The sequence below is a fragment of the Pseudofrankia asymbiotica genome (assembly GCF_001983105.1).
GTDB lineage: Bacteria > Actinomycetota > Actinomycetes > Frankiales > Frankiaceae > Pseudofrankia > Pseudofrankia asymbiotica.
The window spans coordinates 82,197-99,922 of the sequence record NZ_MOMC01000053.1 but is presented as its reverse complement, the minus strand read 5'-3'; the positions used below and the strand labels follow the sequence as shown (position 1 = coordinate 99,922).

Genomic DNA, 17,726 nt, shown 5'->3' with positions numbered 1-17,726 from the left:
CATAGGGAAGGAGAGATCCCCGTGACCGCAGCGGACACCGCGGACCTCGTGCTACGGGTCGTCGTTGGGCTGACGATCGTCGCGCACGGCTATAACCACATCTTCGGGCCGGGAGGCATCCAGGGCACCGCGGGTTGGTTCGCGAGCATGGGGCTGCGACCCGGCATCGTGCACGCCTGGGCGAGCGGCCTGATCGAGCTGGCCGCGGGCGCGGGTCTGGCTGTCGGGTTGTTCACGCCGTTCAGCGCGGGCGCGATCATCGGCATCATGGTCGTCGCCGGGATGACGGCGCACCGCAGGAACGGTTTCTTCATCTTCAAGCCGGGCCAGGGCTACGAGTACGTCCTGATGATCGCGGTGGTCTGCCTGGCCATCGCGACGTTCGGCCCGGGGTACGCCTCGCTGGATCACGCGTTCACGATCGATGACAACCTCGACGGCTGGCTTGGCGGCCTGATCGCCCTCGTGCTGGGTGTGGTCGGCTCCGCCGGCCTGCTGGTCACCGCCTGGCGCCCGGACCCGCCGAAGCCAGCCACCACGCCCACCCAGGACGCGCAGGCCAAGCAGGACGCGTAGCGCACGCCTGAGGACGCACGCGCGGTACGCGCGCGGTACGGCCTACGGCGGCCAGGGAGCGCGCAACGGCTTCGCTCCATGGCCTTCGCTCCACGGCCTTGTCGAGGAGAGCGTGAAGGGAGCCGTACCCGCCAGACCGGTGGGTACGGCTCCCTTCTACGTCTCGCCGGCGGGCTCCGCCGGCTGGGAGCCGGTGCGGCTCATCGGGAACGCCTCGACGACGCGGCCCAGCAGGGACACGAGGGCGATGCGCTCCTCGCTGGCCAGTGGCGCCAGTAACTGCTCGTTCATCGCCTCGGCGCGCTCGGCCACCTCGGAGTGGGTGTTCTCTCCTCGCACCGTCAGCCGAAGCACGTTGCGCCGGCCGTCGTGCGGGTCGCGCACGCGGCGGATCAGCCCGCGCTGGACGAGCCTGGCCACCACGTCGGCGACCGTGGACCGGTCCAGGCAGGCACGCTCGCCGAGGGTGCGCTGATCGATGTCGGGCGACGCCCGCAGGCTGTTGAGCACGACGAACTGCGGTGGGGTGATCTCGGTGGAGACCGAGGCCGTCCACAGCTGGTGGATCACCTGCTGGAGGCGGCGGGCGAGGTGCCCTGGGTTGGCCGACAGGTCCGCCGCGCCGTCGTCGGCGGATCCGGACGGTACCGACACGGTGGTCCGTCCACCATTCCCTGCCGAATGGTCGGGAAGCATCTGCGTGTTCAGGGTCTGCGTCCGTTCACTTCGGGCACCTGGGACGGGACGCGGGAGCATCCCGTCGTCGGGCGCTTCGCGCCCGACAGCGCGGTCTTGGGTTGATGCATATGACGGGTGGTTGGTACCGGTTCGGGTCCGCGAGGTGGCTGGTCTGTGGTGCGGTCCTTAGGCCCGCTGGTCCCTAGTCGGGGCATATGGCGGGCGGGACTCGCTCCGGGTCGGCGATGTGGTTGGACAGGTGCTTACGGAAGCGGTCGGAGCCGGAGGCGGCGGTCGGCGGCGCGCGGTCATGATGGGTTGAGATCATAATCGTCCGCATCAGGTCGTGCTGTGGCGGAATCGCCGGAGAAGGGGTCCTCGACCCTGGAGAAGGTGGCATGTCGGCCGAAAATGTACGAACATTCCCCTTTCAGGGCCCCAAGTGGAGTGGATGCTCTCAATTTGACACCGGGTGCCGCCCTTGAGGCGTGCGGACAACGACCTGCGATGCCTGACCGTCCTGACCACGCGAACTTCGGTGGGAACTTCGGCGGGCATGCCGGATCTACCGCCCGGTAGCGTCCTCGATGGCTCTTCCGTGCTTTGCCGATAGCCGTCCGGGTAGGTCCGATCCGTGGCCTGGCCGCCGGCCGGGCCGAGGCAGTCGGCACCAGCCGTAGGTGACGGGAGCAGCCGATGGACCGAGGCAGCGCCAAGCACGGCCCGCAGCTCGACGAGGCGATGGCCGGAGAGGTGCGCGGATATGTCCGGGCGCGCCGGGACCCGCGCGCGGTCGAGTGGAAGTCACCCGAGCCGCCCACGGACGACGTGCCGGAGGCCATTGACCGCCGGGACGGGATCGGCCGGGGGAGCGCACCGCCCGGCATGTCCCTGACCGACGTGGAGGAGCGCTCGGAGCTGGCCCGCCTGCTCGGTCGGGCGGTCTTCCCCGCGCGCCGCGACGAGGTACTGGACCACCTGCGCGGCCAGAACGCCCCGGACCACATCGTCGAGGAGATCCGAGCCGCACCAGCGGATGCGCTGTTCGGGTCGCTTGGCGAACTCTGGCGGGCGTTGCACGACGGAGCGCACGTCGAGGCCAGGCGTTACTGACCAGCCGTCTCGGAGAGTCGCGACCATCGATCCTGTCCTCGCTCGGCGCGCTCGATCCTCGCGCGCAGACTCGTCGGCGGTTCCTGGGATTCCTGGGATTCCTGGGATTCCAGGAGGTCCGGCGGCCCCGCGGGCGGTCGCGCGGTCGGCCGCCTCGCTGCCGGAGCGCCGGCCGGAGGCGCCGGCGGGCGCGCCCGCCGTTCCCTGACCAACGAGCCGGTCCTGGCCAATCGGTGGGAGCGTGAGCTAGTCCAGCTCCTGGCGGGCGGCAACAAGGGCCGAAGGTCCCGGTGTCGACATAGCGGGCGCGCCGTTGGGCATGAGCGGTGCCATGAAGCGACACGCGGGTGTGCGAGGCCGTGCCGTGGCGGGGCGTGGGGACGTCGGCGGGCTGGTGGTCATGTGCCTGGTCCTCGGAGCGGTCATCCTGGTGCTGTCCGGGCTGGCCGGGGCGCTGGACATACTCGCGGTGGGTGCGATCATCGGCGCCTGGACGCTGTGCGTGGCGGCCAGGATGGTCCTTGGACGGTACGGCGAGGACTGGGCGCTCCCCGCCGACTGGCATGTCGCCGACCTGTGGCCCCGGGTTCGATCCGGCGTGCGGCGCCGGACGCCCACGTCATCGGCCAGCTCCGGTGCTGACGGTCGCCGGCCCTGGAGCGGGGCTCGCCGGTACCTCGAAGCCCGGCGTGGCCGGCGCGCGGCGGCGCGCGGCCCGCTGCCCTCACCCGCGTCTCCGCCGGCGGCCATGGGCCCGGGAGCGGTCCGAGCGGACGTCTCCCGGCCTGGTGCCTCCCGACCCGGCGCCCCCGCGCGCGCCGGGGCCGCAAGGTCCGAAGCCGCAAGGTCCGAAGCCGCAAGGTCCGAAGCCGCAAGGTCCGAAGCCGCAAGGTCCGAGGCTTCCAGGTCTGAGGCTTCCAGGCCGGAAGCCCCCAGGTCCGAGGCCGCCGTGGGTGCCGTATCGGGCGCGGCCACCCGGACCGCGTCCGATCAAAACTCACGGTCACGGCCATGACACCGGCTGCGGCTCGGTGAATAGCCATCGAATGGCCGGGTAGGTCAGTGGGCATGGGTGCGACGAGTGAATACGGCCGGCGACCGGGTTCTGGTGGTTTGTTCCAAACTCTCGCTGCGGGGCTGGATCAGGCGGAGCGAGAGCAGACCCTCAAGCTGATCAGRCAGCGTCTTTATGCCGACAGGGCCGCCGCGGYGGCCGGGCAGCGCGAGCGCCAGGTCGATGTCGGCACACGCACACGCGCGCGCCGCCGCCGGGACAACCCCGACGAACCCAAGCGTTGAACCCGCGCCGGCCAGCGCAGGACGCAAGGAGAGGCCGCACCGGGGGGCGCTGTTCACAGACCAAATACAGCGCTTACCGAGATGTCGGTATGCCGACAGGCCMAATGGGACGTGTGACGCCGTCCAGGCGCGGTCGCTGACCCGCGTCGGGCAATCGAGCAAAGAAAACGGTCGGCTGATACGGTTCACGTCGATTGCCAATATGTCGCCTGGCGGGCCCCACCTGACGCGCCACACGTATCGGCATTCAGCGGATGGGCGCCCAGCCGGCCTGATGAGCGCCGAGAGAGCTCGGCGGACGGTCGTAGCCATGAGTCGCGCCACCGACGGAGCCAGCGGGCGCGATGTAGGAGAGTTCGCCGAACTCGCTGCGCATCGTGCGCCGGTACGGGCCGATCTCGTTGTCCTTGGGCTCGGGCAGGTCGAACGTGTCACGTTCGCCCAGGGACACGAGCCAGCGGCCGGTCTGCGCGAGCGAGAGCCGCACGTGCCAGCTGCCGCCCTCGCGTTCGCGGCGCGCGAGCGCGGCCAGCACGCCGTGGGCGGCCAGATAGCCCGTGGCGTGATCCAGCGCCTGCGCGGGCAGCGGCACCGGCCGGTCCGAGTCGCTCGCGCGAGCCCCGGCCAGGGCGATTCCCGACGCCGTCTGTACCAGGCTGTCGAAGCCACGCAGCCCGCTCCACGGGCCGACCCGGCCGTAGGCGCTGATCGTCGCGCAGACTATGCCCGGCCGGATCCTGGCCAACGCCTCCGGCCCGAACCCGAGACGGTCGAGTGCCTTGGGCCGGTAGGCCTGCACCACGACGTCCGCCTGCGCGACCAGCTCCCGCAGCCGGCGCGCGTCCGAGGCGACGCGCAGGTTCAGGAACGTGCTCCGCTTGCCGAAGCCGGTGTCGATCACCAGGGCGCGCGCATCCCCCAGGTGGGCGGCGCCGACCCGCAGCACGTCCGCCCCGAACGAGGCCAGCACCCGCCCGCACACCGGCCCGGCGATCACCCTTGTCATGTCCAGGACGCGCAGGCCGGCCGCCGGGCGGGACGGCGACGGACGGGCCTGCGCCTGCGCGGACAGCGCCTGCGCGGGCATCGCCGGTGCCCGCGTCCCCCGCGTCCGGCCCACGGCGGACGGCCCGCCGCGCGCGTCGCCGCCGTCGCCGAGCCGCGAGGTCTCCGCCAGCGGCAACCCGGCCACGGCCTGCCCGGCGGGGTGTGCCCACCACTCCCGCTCCTCGCGGGCCATCGAGGCGCACATGCCCATCGACTGAAGTTCGGCCTCCAGGTCGGCCGCGTTGTACCGGGCCACCGCCCGGGCGACCGCGACCGGGTCGGCGCGCGTGCGCAGCAGGTCCAGCACTCCGGCCCGGTGATGCGGCAGGTTGCAGTGCATCTGGACCCAGCGGCCATCGCCGGCGCGGTAGTACCCGGAGAGCGCGTCCCACGGGCTCGGCGCTGGCCGGCCGGCGATCCGCAGCAACCGCTCGCTGCGGAACGCGGCCGCGGCGTGCCGCGTGTCGACGCTCACCGGCAGGACGTCCTCGCCCGACCTGGCGGCCCACAGCTCGGCGGCGCCGTGCGCGGCCGCGGCGACGGAGATCGTGGCCGCGGCGGTCACCCGGTAGATGCTCGGCAGGACGTCGACAGGCCCGGTGACCGTGAGGCGCGCGGCCGCGCGTGGGTCGCCGACGACGTGAGCGAACTCGGTGAGGATCCCGGCGGTCTCCCTGATCGTCTCGGGATCTTCCTCCGTGTCGTGATCCTCCGCGGTGTCGCGATCCTCCGCCGTGACCGCGGCGGTCTCCGCGGTCGGAGGCAGCGTCTCGGCCTCGGCCTCGGCCTCGGCATCGGCATCCGCGTCGGCATCCGCGTCCGGTTCGCCGGATTCGCCCCCGACGGCCGTCGCGAGTGCCTGATTCGCGGCGCCCGCCTCGGCCGCCGCCTGGCCGGTGTCCACGGGCTCGCCGTTGCCCGCGTCCTCAGTCGCGGCCTCGGCCAGGCCGGCGCCGGCCTCGGCGTCCTCCGGCAGGGGGCCGTCATCGGCCTCGAGGGGGCGGTCGGTTGTGAGGGTGCCGTCCGAGACGTGGTTGTCCGCCGTGGTGGCGCCGTCCGCGGCGGTCTCGTCGGTCGCCGTCGCGACGGCCGCTGAGTCCGGGCGAGCCCCGTCGCCCGGCCGCGGCAGCTCATCCAGCTGGTCCGCCATCTCCCCACCCACCTCAGCGCCCGTCCGGATCACCGCCGTCTACCCCGCACCTGATGTCCGACAGTGGGCGGTTCGCCACGCACAGCATCGCATCAGTTGCGACACTATCCGGCACAACGGCCCAACCAGGACCATCATGACGAGGGGAAGCGCTTTCGTGGTGCCCGGGGAGACCGTGGGGCCCCAATTCGGCGAAAAGCCGGCCCGCGCGTTGGGCCTGGAGGAACTTGGAAGGGCGGGACCAGGGAGGCCGGTCGAGGAGGCTCGGCGCCCCGGCGGGCGGCGACGCGATGCGCGCGAGAGGGAGGGCGCATGGCCAGGCGGACCTCGCTGTATGACCTGCTCGGCGTGTCCCCGTCCGCGACTCCCGACGAGATCAGATCCGCCTACCGTCGAGCCGCCCGGGTGGTGCACCCGGACGCCGGCGGTTCGGCGGCGGACTTCGAGCGGCTCACCATCGCCTACCACATCCTCATCGACCCCACGTACCGCACCGACTACGACAGCTACCTCGCCGGCGGTGGCGGCACCGTCCCCGGGGGGAGGGCCGGGGCGCCGCGGCGGGGCTCCCCGCCGGGCCCGGCCGCCGCGCCAGGTGGGCCAGCCGGGCATGGCGGGCCCGGCGGCACGGGGGCCAGGAGAGACGCCGCCGGCCGGCACCGTCCGCCGGGCGATCGTCCTGGCTCACCGGAGAACTTTCCCGGAGTGAGCCGGGCCGCGCGGCGCGGCTACCTGGCGATGATGAGCGTCGCTCTCACCCTGTTCATCCTGGCCGGCACGGTCGTGCGCCCCGTCTCGGTACCGGCGGCCATCGCCATGGCCCTGGTCGCGATGGTGATCCCCCCGGTCGCGGCCATCGTCGCGAACCGCCCCCGAGCCCACCCGATGGACCGTCCAGGGGCGCGCGCGACCGACGACGACGCCACCGAGGGCCAGACCGGGCGCTGAGTTCTCGACGTGGTGGGGCGCGGTCTTCCTATCCTCTGGTTATGCCGAGATACGACTACCGCTGCCGGGTCTGCGACGCGTCCTTCGAGGTGCGCCGCGGCATCCATGAGGACACGCCAGCCTCATCCGTGTCCTGTCCCGCCGGCCACTCGGAGACCTCCAGGGTCTTCTCCGCCGTGGCGGTCTCCCGGGGCGCCGCCGCTCCGCTGGGGGCGAGCGTTCCCGCCGGCGGCGGTGGGGGCTGCTGCGGCGGTGGCTGCGGCTGCGGCTGACGGAGGCGTGAGTACGCCGTCACGGACGGGGGTGCGCCGCCGCCCCGTTCCTCGTGGCTGACCGTCAGTACTGCCAACGAGGCTGTGGGTGCCCTCGACCGACGGTTGGGCGGGGGTCCGGCCAGGATCGGCCGCGCTGGGCGGCCCGCTGTTCTGGGCGGTAGTTGAGGTCCAGGGCGGTAGCCGGGCCCTTGCCGCGCGGAGGCGGCCGGGCCACGTGGCGGTCCGCGGGATGGGCCTGGGGTGGCTCAAACGAGTGAGAAGGGCTGGTGTGGTGGGTGTTGCGGGGCGGGACTGCCGGGCGCGCTTGATGAACGGACGCGTTGCCAAAGCGCCTGGTTTGTGTCCTCCATGTAACAACACCTCAACGGACCTACCCGTTCGGTCGCCGGAGGGCTAGGTTTCCGCCAACTCGGCGGGGTCGTACCCGGGGGCGCCGGAAGTACCTTCGGTGCCCTGGTGGTGCGCGCCGAGACAGGGAGATTGAAGCGGTTCCGATCACCATGACCGGTGCCCGCATCCTCCGCGGTCGTCGACGGCCCGCCGGAATCGTTTGGCGGATGGTCGGGGCTCGCGGTTCGGGGGCGTCACGCCGGCGGGGTCGTCCGGCACACGTAGGAGGAAGTTGATGGTAAGACGCAGGCTCCTGGGCGCGCTGGCGCTCGCGACGGCGGTATCGCTCACCGCCGCCGCCTGTGGCAGCGATGACGGAGACTCGAACGGTGGCTCGGGCGACGGCAAGCCGAGCTACACCATCGGCTTCCAGGGCCCGCTGTCCGGCGACAACCAGCAGCTGGGCATCAACGGCGAGGACGGCTTCAAGCTCGCCATTGACGAGGCGAACAAGAAGGGTGACCTTCCGTTCACCCTGAAGACCGTCAGCTCCGACGACGTCGGCAGCCCCGACCAGGCTCCGGCCGCGGCGGCGAAGCTCGTCGGCAACGATGACGTCATCGCGATCGTCGGCCCGATGTTCTCCGGCGCGACCAAGGCCAGCGAGCAGGCCTTCGCCGCGGCGAACCTGCTGTCGGTGAGCCCGTCGGCGACCAACCCGGATCTGACCAATCCCTCGAACGGCTTCACGACGTTCTTCCGGGTCATCCCGACCGACGACGTCCAGGGCAAGGCCGCCGCCGACTACATCTCCAAGGCCCTCAAGCCGGCCAAGGTGTACTCGGTCGATGACGCCAGCGAGTACGGCACCGGCCTCTCCAAGGTCATCGAAGCGGAACTGAAGGCGAACGGCACCGCGCTGGTCCACGAGAGCGTGAACCCGACCAAGGACTACACGTCCGAGGCCACCAAGCTCGTAGCCGAGAAGCCGGACGTGATCTACTACTCCGGCTACTACGCCGAGTTCGCGCTGTTGACCAAGGCGCTGAAGGACAAGGGCTACGCCGGCAAGATCCTCTCCGGTGACGGTTCGCTCGACCCGCAGTTCGTCGAGCAGGCCGGTTCCGCCGCCGCCGAGGGCGCCCTGATCAGCTGCCCGTGCCTCTGGGCGCAGGCGGACCCGAACGCGGCTGGCTTCGTCAGCGCCTACAAGGCCCTGAACAAGCAGGACCCGGGCACCTACTCGGCCGAGGCGTACGACGCGGCCAACGCGATCATCGAGACCCTCAAGAAGCTCGGCCCCGGCGCCGACCGCGCCGCCGTGGCCAACGCCTTCAAGACCACGGACTACAAGGGTCTGACCAAGCAGATCAAGTTCACCGACAAGGGCGAGGTCAACGACCAGGCTGTCTTCATCTACACCGTGAAGAACGGTGAGATCGCCCTGGTCGGCCCGGTGTCGAAGCTGGTCCCGACCAGCTGACCCATCCGATCGACCGATGAGAGCCCCCGCCGCGTGCCTCGAGCCCGCGGCGGGGCTCTCACTCGGCGGGTTCGCGGCGGTCGGGCGGCGGGCGCATGCGTCCGCCGCCCGTTCCGGTGTTCGCGGCAGGCCGGTGAGCAGCGTGGCCCTCCTGGTTGGGGGACCCGCCGCTGACCGGGGCCGCCGTGGCGGTCGGGCACCGTGACCGGTCATGATGGGCCCGCCGGTCCCTTGCGGAACGAGTGACCGTGTGGCCGGGGCCGGCCCCGGCCGCGGGCCCCAAATCCTGAGTAATGATGTTGCCTGCCTGGTGCGCGGCCATGTGCTGGTCAGGTATTCCGGTCTGGTCAGGCGCGCGGGTTGGAACGACCTTGCCTCGGGCTGTGCGGCCCTGGTCCGCCGCGCCGTGGCGGCAAATGATATTGACAAGGCGGATGCATGGGCTTCGTCCACCAGTTCTGGCAGCTGACCATCGACGGGCTGATGTCCGGCTCGCTGTACGCCGTGATCGCGCTTGGCTACACGCTGGTGTACGGCGTTCTGCAGTTGATCAACTTCGCGCACAGTGAAGTGTTCATGCTGGGCGCGTTCGGCGGCCTGTTCGCGGCCAGAGGGCTGGTCAACGGCTTCAGCGATACCCCGTCGGGCATGGCGTCGGTGGGGATCGTTCTCGTGGGCCTGGCTGTCGGCGCGCTGTGCGGCGCCGCCGCGGCGTTCACCCTCGAGCGGGTCGCCTACCGGCCGCTGCGGAAGCGGAACGCGCCGCGGCTGGCATACCTGATCAGCGCCATCGGCGCCTCGCTGTTCGCCGTGAACATGGCCGGCAAACTGTGGGAGCGCCAGAACGTGACCATGGAGCTTCCGTTCACCAACGGCACCGTCTTCCACGTCTTCGGCGCCGTGGTCAACACCAAGACTCTCGTAATCATCCTGGTGGCGGCGGTGATGCTGGTCCTGCTCGACACGCTCGTCGCCCGTACCCGGCTCGGCCAGAGCATCCGCGCCGTCGCGCAGGACGCCGACACCGCGACCCTCATGGGCGTCAACGTCGAGCGGGTGATCCTGCTGACGTTCATCATCGGCGGGCTGCTCGCCGGCGCCGGCGGGTTCCTGTACGCGATGACCTTCAGCGCCTCGAACAACATGGGCTTCATCCCCGGCGTCAAGGCGTTCACCGCCGCCGTGCTCGGCGGCATCGGCAACGTGCGCGGGGCCATGCTCGGCGGCATCGTGCTCGGCCTGGTCGAGAGCTACGGCGGCTACCTCTTCCAGGCCTCTTACAAGGACGTCATCGCCTTCCTGGTCCTGGTGCTGATCCTCATGGTCAGGCCGACCGGCCTGCTGGGCGAGCGGCTGGGGAGGGCGGCATGAGCACGACCTCGACGACTCCCGCCACCCCGCCGGCGGCGCCGACCCCGACGGCGTCACAGCCGGGTGGCCCGGCGTCGCCGGGCGGCGCGGCCGTCGCGGCGCTGGTCAGCTGGGCGGGGCTGCGCCGGCTGGGCATGTGCGTCCTGATCGGRCTCACCCTCGCGCTCATGACCGGCCCCAACGGGAAGGCGGCGCAGCCGCTGGGCGCCGTCCGGCACGCGATCCTCGCGCCGCGGATCGTCACCTTCCTGATCATCGCCGTCGCGCTGTGGCTGGCGATCTCGTTCGGGCCGCTCGGCCGCCCCCTGTGGCTGACCGCCGCGGACGCGATCCGCGGGCCGGTGACGTCCGTGTCCGAGCAGCGCTTCGGCGCGCTCGGCCTGAACCTCGCGCTGCTGATCGTGGCGATCATCCTGCCGATGTTCTTCTCGACCGCGGCGGTCACGTGGATGGTCGACGGCGTCGGGATCTACGCGCTGCTCGCGCTCGGCCTCAACGTCGTCATCGGCTACGCCGGCATGCTCGACCTGGGCTACATCGCCTTCTTCGCGATCGGCGCCTACGCGACCGCGTACTTCGGTTCCAAGACCGCGATCCCCGCGCACTTCCCGCACTCGCTCAACCCGTTCTTCATCTTCCCCATCGCGTTCGTCCTCGCGGCGGTCGCCGGCGTCCTGCTCGGCGCCCCGACGCTGCGGCTGCGCGGTGACTACCTGGCGATCGTCACGCTGGGCTTCGGCGAGATCATCCAGCTGATCGCGAACAACGCGCACTGGACCAACGGGCCGCGCGGCGCGTTCGGCGTCCCGCACCTGTCGATCCACCTTCTCGGGATCAACTACTCCTGGAAACTCGATCCGAGACCGTACTACTACCTGCTGCTGGCGATCATCGTGCTGGTGATGATCGCTTTCGGCCGGCTGGAACGGTCGCGGATCGGCCGGGCGTGGGCGGCGATCCGGGAGGACGAGATCGCCGCCGAGGCGACGGGCGTGCCGACCCTGCGCCTCAAGCTGCTCGCGTTCGCGATCGGCGCGTCGGTGTCCGGGTTCGCCGGGGTGCTGTTCGCGAGCAAGCAGTTCTTCAACCCGCAGATCTTCAGCCTGCAGGCGTCGTTCCTGGTGGTCACGATCGTGATCTTCGGCGGGATGGGGAACCGGCTGGGCGTCGTCGTCGGCTCGGTCATTCTGCAGGGGCTCGCCTTCTACCTGCGTGACAAGGTGCCGGCGACGGACCGGTTCATCTACTTCGGCGCGGTGGTGGTCGTCATGATGATCTTCCGTCCGCAGGGCGTCATCCCCTCGCGGCGCCGCAAGCGTGAGATCAGCCTCGCCGAGCACGGCGTCGGTCATGCCGACTCGCTGGGCAGCTCGCCGACCGCGGCGGAGGGTGCCCGATGAGCAAGCACCGCGCGACGGGCGCCGAGGCCACCGTCCTCGTTCCCGGTGGCCCCGGCGGCGTCGTGGATCCGACCGGGGAGGCCGGCGCGGACCTGGTCGTCGACGCGCGCGACCTGACGCTGCGCTTCGGCGGCGTGACCAGCCTTGACGGGGTGACGCTGCGGCATCGCCGTGGCGAGATCCTCGCGGTCATCGGCCCGAACGGCGCCGGCAAGACGTCGCTGTTCAACTGCCTGACCGGTGCCTACAAGCCGCAGCAGGGTTCGGTGGCGTTCTCGCCGGAACCGGGCAGCCCGTACTCGATCCTCGGGAAGACGCCGCACTCGATCACCAAGCTCGGCGTCGCGCGCACGTTCCAGAACATCCGGCTGTTCCCCGCGCTTTCCGCGCTGGAGAACGTCCAGATCGGCGTCGAGATGCGCCAGCGCTACGGCTCGATCGGCGCGATCTTCGGAACGCCCCGAATGCGGCGCGAGGAGCGTTCCGGGGTCGCGAAGTCGCTCGAGCTGCTCGAGCTGGTCGGGCTGCGCCACCGGGTTCACGAGCTCTCCGCGTCGCTGCCGTACGGCGAGCAGCGCCGCCTGGAGATCGCCCGGGCGCTCGGCACCAGCCCGAAGCTGCTGCTGCTCGACGAGCCCGCGGCCGGCACCAACCCGTCGGAGAAGCTGGAGCTCGCGGAGCTGATCCGTACGATCGCCGGTACCGGCGTCTCGGTGCTGCTGATCGAGCACGACATGCGCCTGGTCATGTCGGTCGCGGCGAACGTCACCGTGCTGAACTTCGGGCGGGTCATCGCGCACGGCACGCCAGCGGAGGTCCAGCGTGACCCGGCCGTCGTCGAGGCGTACCTCGGTAGTCAGGACGACGATTCCGCCGCCGACTCCGCGGGCGGGGACGACGCGCCGGACGACGCGCCGACGGAACGTCTGACGCGCAACGGCGGCACCGGAAGGGACCGGCACTGATGTTGTTGGAGCTCGCCGAGGTCGAGGTCGCGTACGGCGCCGTCACGGCGCTGCGCGGCATCCGGCTGACGGTCGACGCCGGGGAGATCGTCACCCTGCTCGGGGCGAACGGTGCCGGCAAGACGACGACGCTGCGCACGATCTCCGGCCTGCTGCGGCCCCGGGCCGGGCAGGTGCTGCTCGACGGGGAACCGCTCTCGAAGATCCCCGCCCACCAGCTGGTCCGGCGCGGAGTCGCGCACTCGCCGGAGGGCCGCCGGATCTTCCCGTCGATGTCCGTGCGCGAGAACCTGCTCATGGGCGCGTTCCACGACCGCAAGCACGTCGCGCCCGACCTGGAGCGTGTCTTCGCGCTGTTCCCGCGGCTGAAGGAGCGGATTTCGCAGGCCGGCGGCACGCTGTCCGGCGGCGAGCAGCAGATGCTCGCCATCGGCCGGGCGCTGATGAGCCGGCCACGGCTGCTGCTGCTCGACGAGCCGTCGATGGGTCTCGCGCCGCTGGTGGTGCAGACCATCTTCGACGTGATCGCGCAGATCAACGCCGACGGTGTCGCGGTGCTGCTGGTCGAACAGAACGCGGCTCAGGCGCTGAAGATCGCCAACCGTGGCTACGTGCTGGAAACCGGTCAGGTGGTGCTGGAGGGGCCGTCGGGCGACCTGCTCGCCGACGACCGGGTCCGCCAGGCGTACCTGGGCGAGGACGTGGCCGTGCCCGAACAGCCCCTTCCCCACCAATTGGCTAAGTAGCGGCGTAGCGCACATCGGCATGTCCGGCCCATCCGGGGCTGGCAGCCAGGTGGCGGGGACCCCGCGGCCGGGTTGGCACAGAAAGAAAATGCCGGCGCTGTCAGGAACTCGACGGCCGGGCGGGGCGGCCAATGGACGGGTATCCCGGATCTCCCGGTGGGCCTCCCGGATCAGGTCCGCCTGGCCGGGAGGAACCGGGCTTGGGCTGATCCGGGAGCAAACCGGGGACCCGCGGGAGAGGCCGACGTGGAAGAGAGTGGGAGCCCTTTCCTCCCTCAGGACCGTGACCAGGGGTCTTCCATCGGGCGGCAGCCGCCCAGCTCGGTGGGCAGCCTGAGGGTGGCGAGGTCGGGGGCTCGGTGGTCGCCGGAGTGGAATCCGGCGACCCAGGGATGACTTCGGTCGATGTCGTCGGTGGGCGTCCAGTCTCTGCCGTCGCGGGAGTCGGCGCCGAAGCGCGAGACCCCGGCCACGAGCAGCAGGACCGCCAGGGCGATGAGGGCTGCGATGACCATGTGAAGAGAGTGCGGCCGGTCGGTTATCGCGGTCCATCTAATTTTTGTGGCCGAGACCGTTAAGCTGTTCTACGTGATCGATGTCCGCCGGCTCCGGCTGCTCCGCGAGCTCGACAACCGGGGAACGGTGGCGGCGACCGCCGCGGCGCTGCACCTGACCCCGTCCGCCATCAGCCAGCAGCTCGCCGCACTCTCGCGCGAGGCCGGTGTCACGCTGCTGGATCCCGTCGGCCGGCGGGTGCGGCTCACCCCGGCCGCCAAGGTGCTCCTGCGGCACGCCGACGAGATCTTCGCCCAGCTGGAGCGGGCCGAGGCGGACCTCGCCGCGTTCGACGAGGGCCGGCTCGGCGAGGTGACCATCGCGGCGTTCTCGACGGCGATCATCGGCATCGTCGCGCCCGCGCTCCAGGAGCTGCGGGTAACTCATCCCGGCCTGCAGATCACCATCGTCGACGTGGGACCGCCGGACTGCTACGACATGCTGATCAGCGGCGAGCTGGACCTGGCCTTCGACTTCGTGTCGACCAGGCCGGACGACGACCGCTTCGAGATGGTCAGGATGGTCGACGACCCGTTCGACGTCGCGCTGCCCTGGGATCATCCGCTCGCCGGGCTCGACGAGGTGTGCCTGACCCAGCTGGCCGACGACGACTTCATCGCGAGCCGGCCCGGGACAGCCTGCCTGGAGATCATGCGGGCCGCGTGCGCGGCGGCCGGGTTCGTGCCGCGGATCCGGCATCGCACGGACGAGTTCTTCGCGGTCCTCGGCCTGATCGGGGCGGGCTGCGGGATCGGGCTGATCCCGCGGCTCGCCGGCCTCGCCTCGACGGACCAGGTCGTGCTGCGGCCGCTGGTCGACGCCCCGGTGCGCCGGCTCGCGGTGTCGCTGCGGCGCGGCTCCGCGAGYGCGCCCCATCTCGCGGCCGTGCTGTGCGCGCTGACGACCGCCGCGAGCTCCGCCCTGACCGCGCCGCCGGTGGTGCCCGTGCGCGGCGTCCAGCCGGCGCCCGTCCTCTCGGCGGTGGCGGCCGAGGCCGGTTGATCAGCGGCCGGCGGCGACTGGCGGACTACTAGGAGTAGTTGATCGTCCGGCTGTCATCATTCCGGTACCCGGTGTGCGTACGCGTGTGACCAGGTCAGCCGGGGCCGCGCGGGCCGTCGGCGAACGTCTTCCCATGGCCCACTGGTCGACGCTGTCACCCCGCGCGACCATCGCTGGCCAACGGAAGGCTGACGGATGGTCAGCGCACAGAGTCTTTGCGTCGGTGCCGGCCCGCGTGGGCCCAGGTCCTGGTACACCAGCGCTGTAGCACGGACGAATATTCGGATCAAGAAGCAGGGACAGTCATGCATCCGACGGTGGAGCGTTTTCAGGGGCGCCTGCGGGAGCTGGGCGCCACCGGTGAGGCCAAGGAGCTGCCGAACAGTTCGCACACCGCCGCCGAGGCCGCGGAGGCGCTCGACGTGTCCGTCGCGCAGATCGTGAAGAGCCTGGTCTTCCTGGCCGGCGAAAGGCCGATCATGGTGCTGGCGTCGGGTGACAACCAGGTCGACACGGAGAAGGTCGCCCAGCTGTTAGGCGAGCCGGTCGGGCGCGCCGGCGCGAGGACCGTCCGCGAGGCCACCGGCTACGCGATCGGCGGGGTGCCACCGGTCGCGCACGCCACCGAGATGCGCATTCTCGTCGACCGTGACCTGCTCGCCCACGCCGAACTGTGGGCCGCCGCCGGCACCCCCAACGCCGTCTTCCCGACCAATCCGGACGAGCTCATCGCCATCACCCACGGCGAATGGGCCGACATTCGCCACGAGTTCTAGAGGAGCCACCCCACCGATCTGCCAGGTCTCGGCTGCTGCCCGAGCACCGTGGCTGGTGCGTTTGTATCGCATGCCTGACAGCGCTCCAACGCTTTCGTCTGGCGGCGTTACGTTCTTGAGCCGTGGTCCGGTGTGACCGGGGATGGTGGGCGATTCATGCGGCTTTACCGGGCGTCGAGGGGATGGCGCATGTTCGAGATCGCCTCGGCGCTGCTGCTGGTCGGCCTGATCCTGGTGGTCGTCTTCGTCTCGCTGGCGGCGGAGGCTCCCTACCGCTGACCGGCCGCTGACCTGGACGTGCCGGCCCAYGCGACGGCCGGACGGCGGTGTCGACCGCCGGACAGGACCCGGCCGCGTGACGATAGTCACGATAGTCTGCCGCAGACCGCTGATCCCGATTGTCCGAGGCCGGTGAGTGCGCAATGCGAGTGGGCCGGGAAAATCTTCGAATGACCACCGACCGGGCGCCGGGCGGCGCGGCACAGGCCCGCGGTGGCAGGCATTTCCCGACCGGCTGGACGCGGGGCCGGAGCTACACCCCGGCCTCGGAGCCGGAGCTCGCCGATGACGTGGCCTGGCGGACCGACGACTGGTCGGCCGACGACTGGAGCGCATGACGCCCCGTCCTGGGGCTGAGCCCCGCCCTAGGGCTGAACCGGGTCCTAGGGCTGAACCGGGCCGAGAACCTTGTCCAGGTAGTCGTTGGTGAGGACGCCGTTCGGGTCCGCCGCGGCTCGGACGGCGAGGAACTCGTCGAACTTCGGATAGYGGGGACGTAGCGTCTCGGCGTCCTGGGTGTGCAGCTTCCCCCAGTGCGGCCGGCCACCCACATCCATCATGATCTTCTCGACGAGCGCGAAGTACTCCTCGTGCGGCGTGCGGTGGTCGAYATGGACCGCGACATATCCGGTCTCACGCCCGTTCGCCGTCGACAGCCAGATCTCGTCCGCCGCCGCGACCCTGACCTCCACCGGGAACGAGATGTTCAGGCCAGATGCCCCCAACGCACTCGTCAGCCCACGGACGACACCGACCAGTTCCTCTCTCGGAACGGCGTATTCCATCTCTTTGAACCGCACTCGCCGCTCCGAGGTGAAAACCTTGTACGACACGTCGGTAAAGGTGCGGGAGCTGAGCGCGCGGGAGCTGACCTTCGCCGCGGGCTGGATCGTGCGCGGCAGGCGTCGGCCGGTGGCGACGACCATGCCGAACACCCGGTTGGACAGGAACTCGTCGTCGAACCAGCCTCGCAGCCGGGGCAGCGGATCGAGCCCGTCGGCCAGCGGCACGCGGGTGTTGCGCTTGGTCAGCGTCCGGTCGGTGTGCGGGAACCAGTAGAACTCGGCGTGGTCGGCGCCGCCGACGAACTCGTCGAAGCCGTCGAGCAGGTCGTCCAGGCGGGCCGAGCCCTCCTCTGCGCGCAGCGCGAACAGCGGCACCGCCTGCAGCGTCACCGACGTCACGACGCCGACCGCCCCGAGGCCCACCCGCGCGGCGGTGAACAGGTCGGCATGCTCGTGCGCCGAGCAGAGCACGATCGTGCCATCCCCACGCACCAGCTCGAACGCGCGCACCTGGGTGGCCAGGCCTCCGAACCTGGCGCCTGTGCCGTGTGTGCCGGTCGCGAGCGCGCCGGAGATCGTCTGCTGGTCGATGTCGCCCAGGTTGGTCAGCGCCAGCCCCGCCTCGGCGAGCAGCCGGTTGAGGCGGCGCAACGTCATACCGGCGCCGACCGTCACCAGCCCGCTGCCCGCGTCCAACGCGAGCAGATCGGCGCAGCGGTCCATGATCAGCTGGGTCGTTCGCTCGTCCGGCCTCCCGATCGGAGTGAACGAATGCCCGCTGCCGATCGGGCGCACCCTGGTGCCGTCGTCGAGCGCCTTGCGCACCAGCGCGGCGACCTCGTCGGCATCGGTCGGGTGCGCCACCGCGCTCGGTGTCGCCACCTGGTTACCAGCCCAGTTCGACCACGACGCCGACGCGTCGGACCGCATACGCCGCCAGCCGGCGGA

General features: G+C 71.0%; 16 protein-coding genes. 12 read left to right on the top strand and 4 right to left on the bottom strand.

The genetic code is table 11. From position 1 onward, the window contains the following. Nucleotides 1-21: 21 nt before the first annotated feature. Complete coding sequence (locus BL253_RS26130; RefSeq protein WP_076819956.1) at nucleotides 22-576, top strand: DoxX family protein; 555 nt, start codon at nucleotides 22-24, stop codon at nucleotides 574-576. A 156-nt stretch (nucleotides 577-732) separates the two neighbouring features. Here BL253_RS26130 and BL253_RS26125 read toward each other — a convergent pair whose 3' ends face one another. Beyond that, nucleotides 733-1,230 (bottom strand): MarR family winged helix-turn-helix transcriptional regulator, encoded by a 498-nt coding sequence (locus BL253_RS26125; RefSeq protein ID WP_076819955.1) that lies wholly within the window; start codon nucleotides 1,228-1,230, stop codon nucleotides 733-735. Between the two features lie 720 nt (nucleotides 1,231-1,950). Between BL253_RS26125 and BL253_RS26120 the strand changes: the two genes are divergently transcribed. Beyond that, nucleotides 1,951-2,367 carry a DUF2795 domain-containing protein gene (locus BL253_RS26120; protein WP_076819954.1) on the top strand — a complete coding sequence of 139 codons (417 nt, stop codon included), beginning with the start codon at nucleotides 1,951-1,953 and terminating at the stop codon, nucleotides 2,365-2,367. A gap of 1,546 nt (nucleotides 2,368-3,913) precedes the next feature. Here the strand turns inward: BL253_RS26120 and BL253_RS26110 are convergent. Then, nucleotides 3,914-5,863: a CoA transferase gene (locus BL253_RS26110; RefSeq protein WP_081438696.1), complete on the bottom strand. Its 1,950-nt coding sequence runs from the start codon at nucleotides 5,861-5,863 to the stop codon at nucleotides 3,914-3,916. Between the two features lie 312 nt (nucleotides 5,864-6,175). On the opposite strand from BL253_RS26110, the gene BL253_RS26100 reads away from it, so the two are divergent. The 7 genes from BL253_RS26100 (at nucleotide 6,176) to BL253_RS26070 (ending at nucleotide 13,381) form a co-directional block, all read left to right on the top strand. Then, on the top strand, nucleotides 6,176-6,811 hold the full coding sequence (locus BL253_RS26100) for a J domain-containing protein (protein WP_076819953.1): 636 nt from the start codon (nucleotides 6,176-6,178) through the stop codon (nucleotides 6,809-6,811). 41 nt (nucleotides 6,812-6,852) lie between these two features. Then, complete coding sequence (locus BL253_RS26095) at nucleotides 6,853-7,083, top strand: FmdB family zinc ribbon protein (RefSeq protein ID WP_076819952.1); 231 nt, start codon at nucleotides 6,853-6,855, stop codon at nucleotides 7,081-7,083. A gap of 628 nt (nucleotides 7,084-7,711) precedes the next feature. Beyond that, entirely contained in the window at nucleotides 7,712-8,899 is a 1,188-nt protein-coding gene (locus BL253_RS26090; RefSeq protein WP_076819951.1) for a branched-chain amino acid ABC transporter substrate-binding protein, read from the top strand. Nucleotides 8,900-9,337: 438 nt separating this feature from the next. Then, on the top strand, nucleotides 9,338-10,270 hold the full coding sequence (locus BL253_RS26085; RefSeq protein ID WP_076819950.1) for a branched-chain amino acid ABC transporter permease: 933 nt from the start codon (nucleotides 9,338-9,340) through the stop codon (nucleotides 10,268-10,270). After that, nucleotides 10,267-11,670, top strand: a complete 1,404-nt coding sequence (locus BL253_RS26080) for a branched-chain amino acid ABC transporter permease (protein WP_076819949.1) — start codon at nucleotides 10,267-10,269, stop codon at nucleotides 11,668-11,670. The genes BL253_RS26085 and BL253_RS26080 overlap by 4 nt, the downstream gene beginning before the upstream one ends. Further along, a complete protein-coding gene (locus tag BL253_RS26075) occupies nucleotides 11,667-12,635 on the top strand; it encodes an ABC transporter ATP-binding protein (RefSeq protein ID WP_076819948.1) in 969 nt (322 codons plus the stop codon). Before BL253_RS26080 ends, BL253_RS26075 begins: the two co-directional genes overlap by 4 nt. Continuing rightward, a complete protein-coding gene (locus tag BL253_RS26070) occupies nucleotides 12,635-13,381 on the top strand; it encodes an ABC transporter ATP-binding protein (RefSeq protein WP_076819947.1) in 747 nt (248 codons plus the stop codon). The genes BL253_RS26075 and BL253_RS26070 overlap by 1 nt, the downstream gene beginning before the upstream one ends. Before the next feature lie 275 nt (nucleotides 13,382-13,656). On the opposite strand, the gene BL253_RS26065 is transcribed toward BL253_RS26070, so the two are convergent. Then, complete coding sequence (locus tag BL253_RS26065) at nucleotides 13,657-13,896, bottom strand: hypothetical protein (protein ID WP_076819946.1); 240 nt, start codon at nucleotides 13,894-13,896, stop codon at nucleotides 13,657-13,659. 46 nt (nucleotides 13,897-13,942) lie between these two features. On the opposite strand from BL253_RS26065, the gene BL253_RS26060 reads away from it, so the two are divergent. From BL253_RS26060 to BL253_RS42475, 3 genes are all read left to right on the top strand, one after another. Beyond that, nucleotides 13,943-14,938, top strand: a complete 996-nt coding sequence (locus BL253_RS26060) for a LysR family transcriptional regulator (protein ID WP_076819945.1) — start codon at nucleotides 13,943-13,945, stop codon at nucleotides 14,936-14,938. A 305-nt stretch (nucleotides 14,939-15,243) separates the two neighbouring features. Beyond that, a complete protein-coding gene (locus BL253_RS26055; RefSeq protein WP_076819944.1) occupies nucleotides 15,244-15,714 on the top strand; it encodes a YbaK/EbsC family protein in 471 nt (156 codons plus the stop codon). A 449-nt stretch (nucleotides 15,715-16,163) separates the two neighbouring features. Next, entirely contained in the window at nucleotides 16,164-16,331 is a 168-nt protein-coding gene (locus tag BL253_RS42475; protein ID WP_158230421.1) for a hypothetical protein, read from the top strand. A gap of 45 nt (nucleotides 16,332-16,376) precedes the next feature. Here BL253_RS42475 and BL253_RS26050 read toward each other — a convergent pair whose 3' ends face one another. Further along, nucleotides 16,377-17,708 carry a D-arabinono-1,4-lactone oxidase gene (locus BL253_RS26050; protein ID WP_076819943.1) on the bottom strand — a complete coding sequence of 444 codons (1,332 nt, stop codon included), beginning with the start codon at nucleotides 17,706-17,708 and terminating at the stop codon, nucleotides 16,377-16,379. Nucleotides 17,709-17,726: the final 18 nt, after the last annotated feature.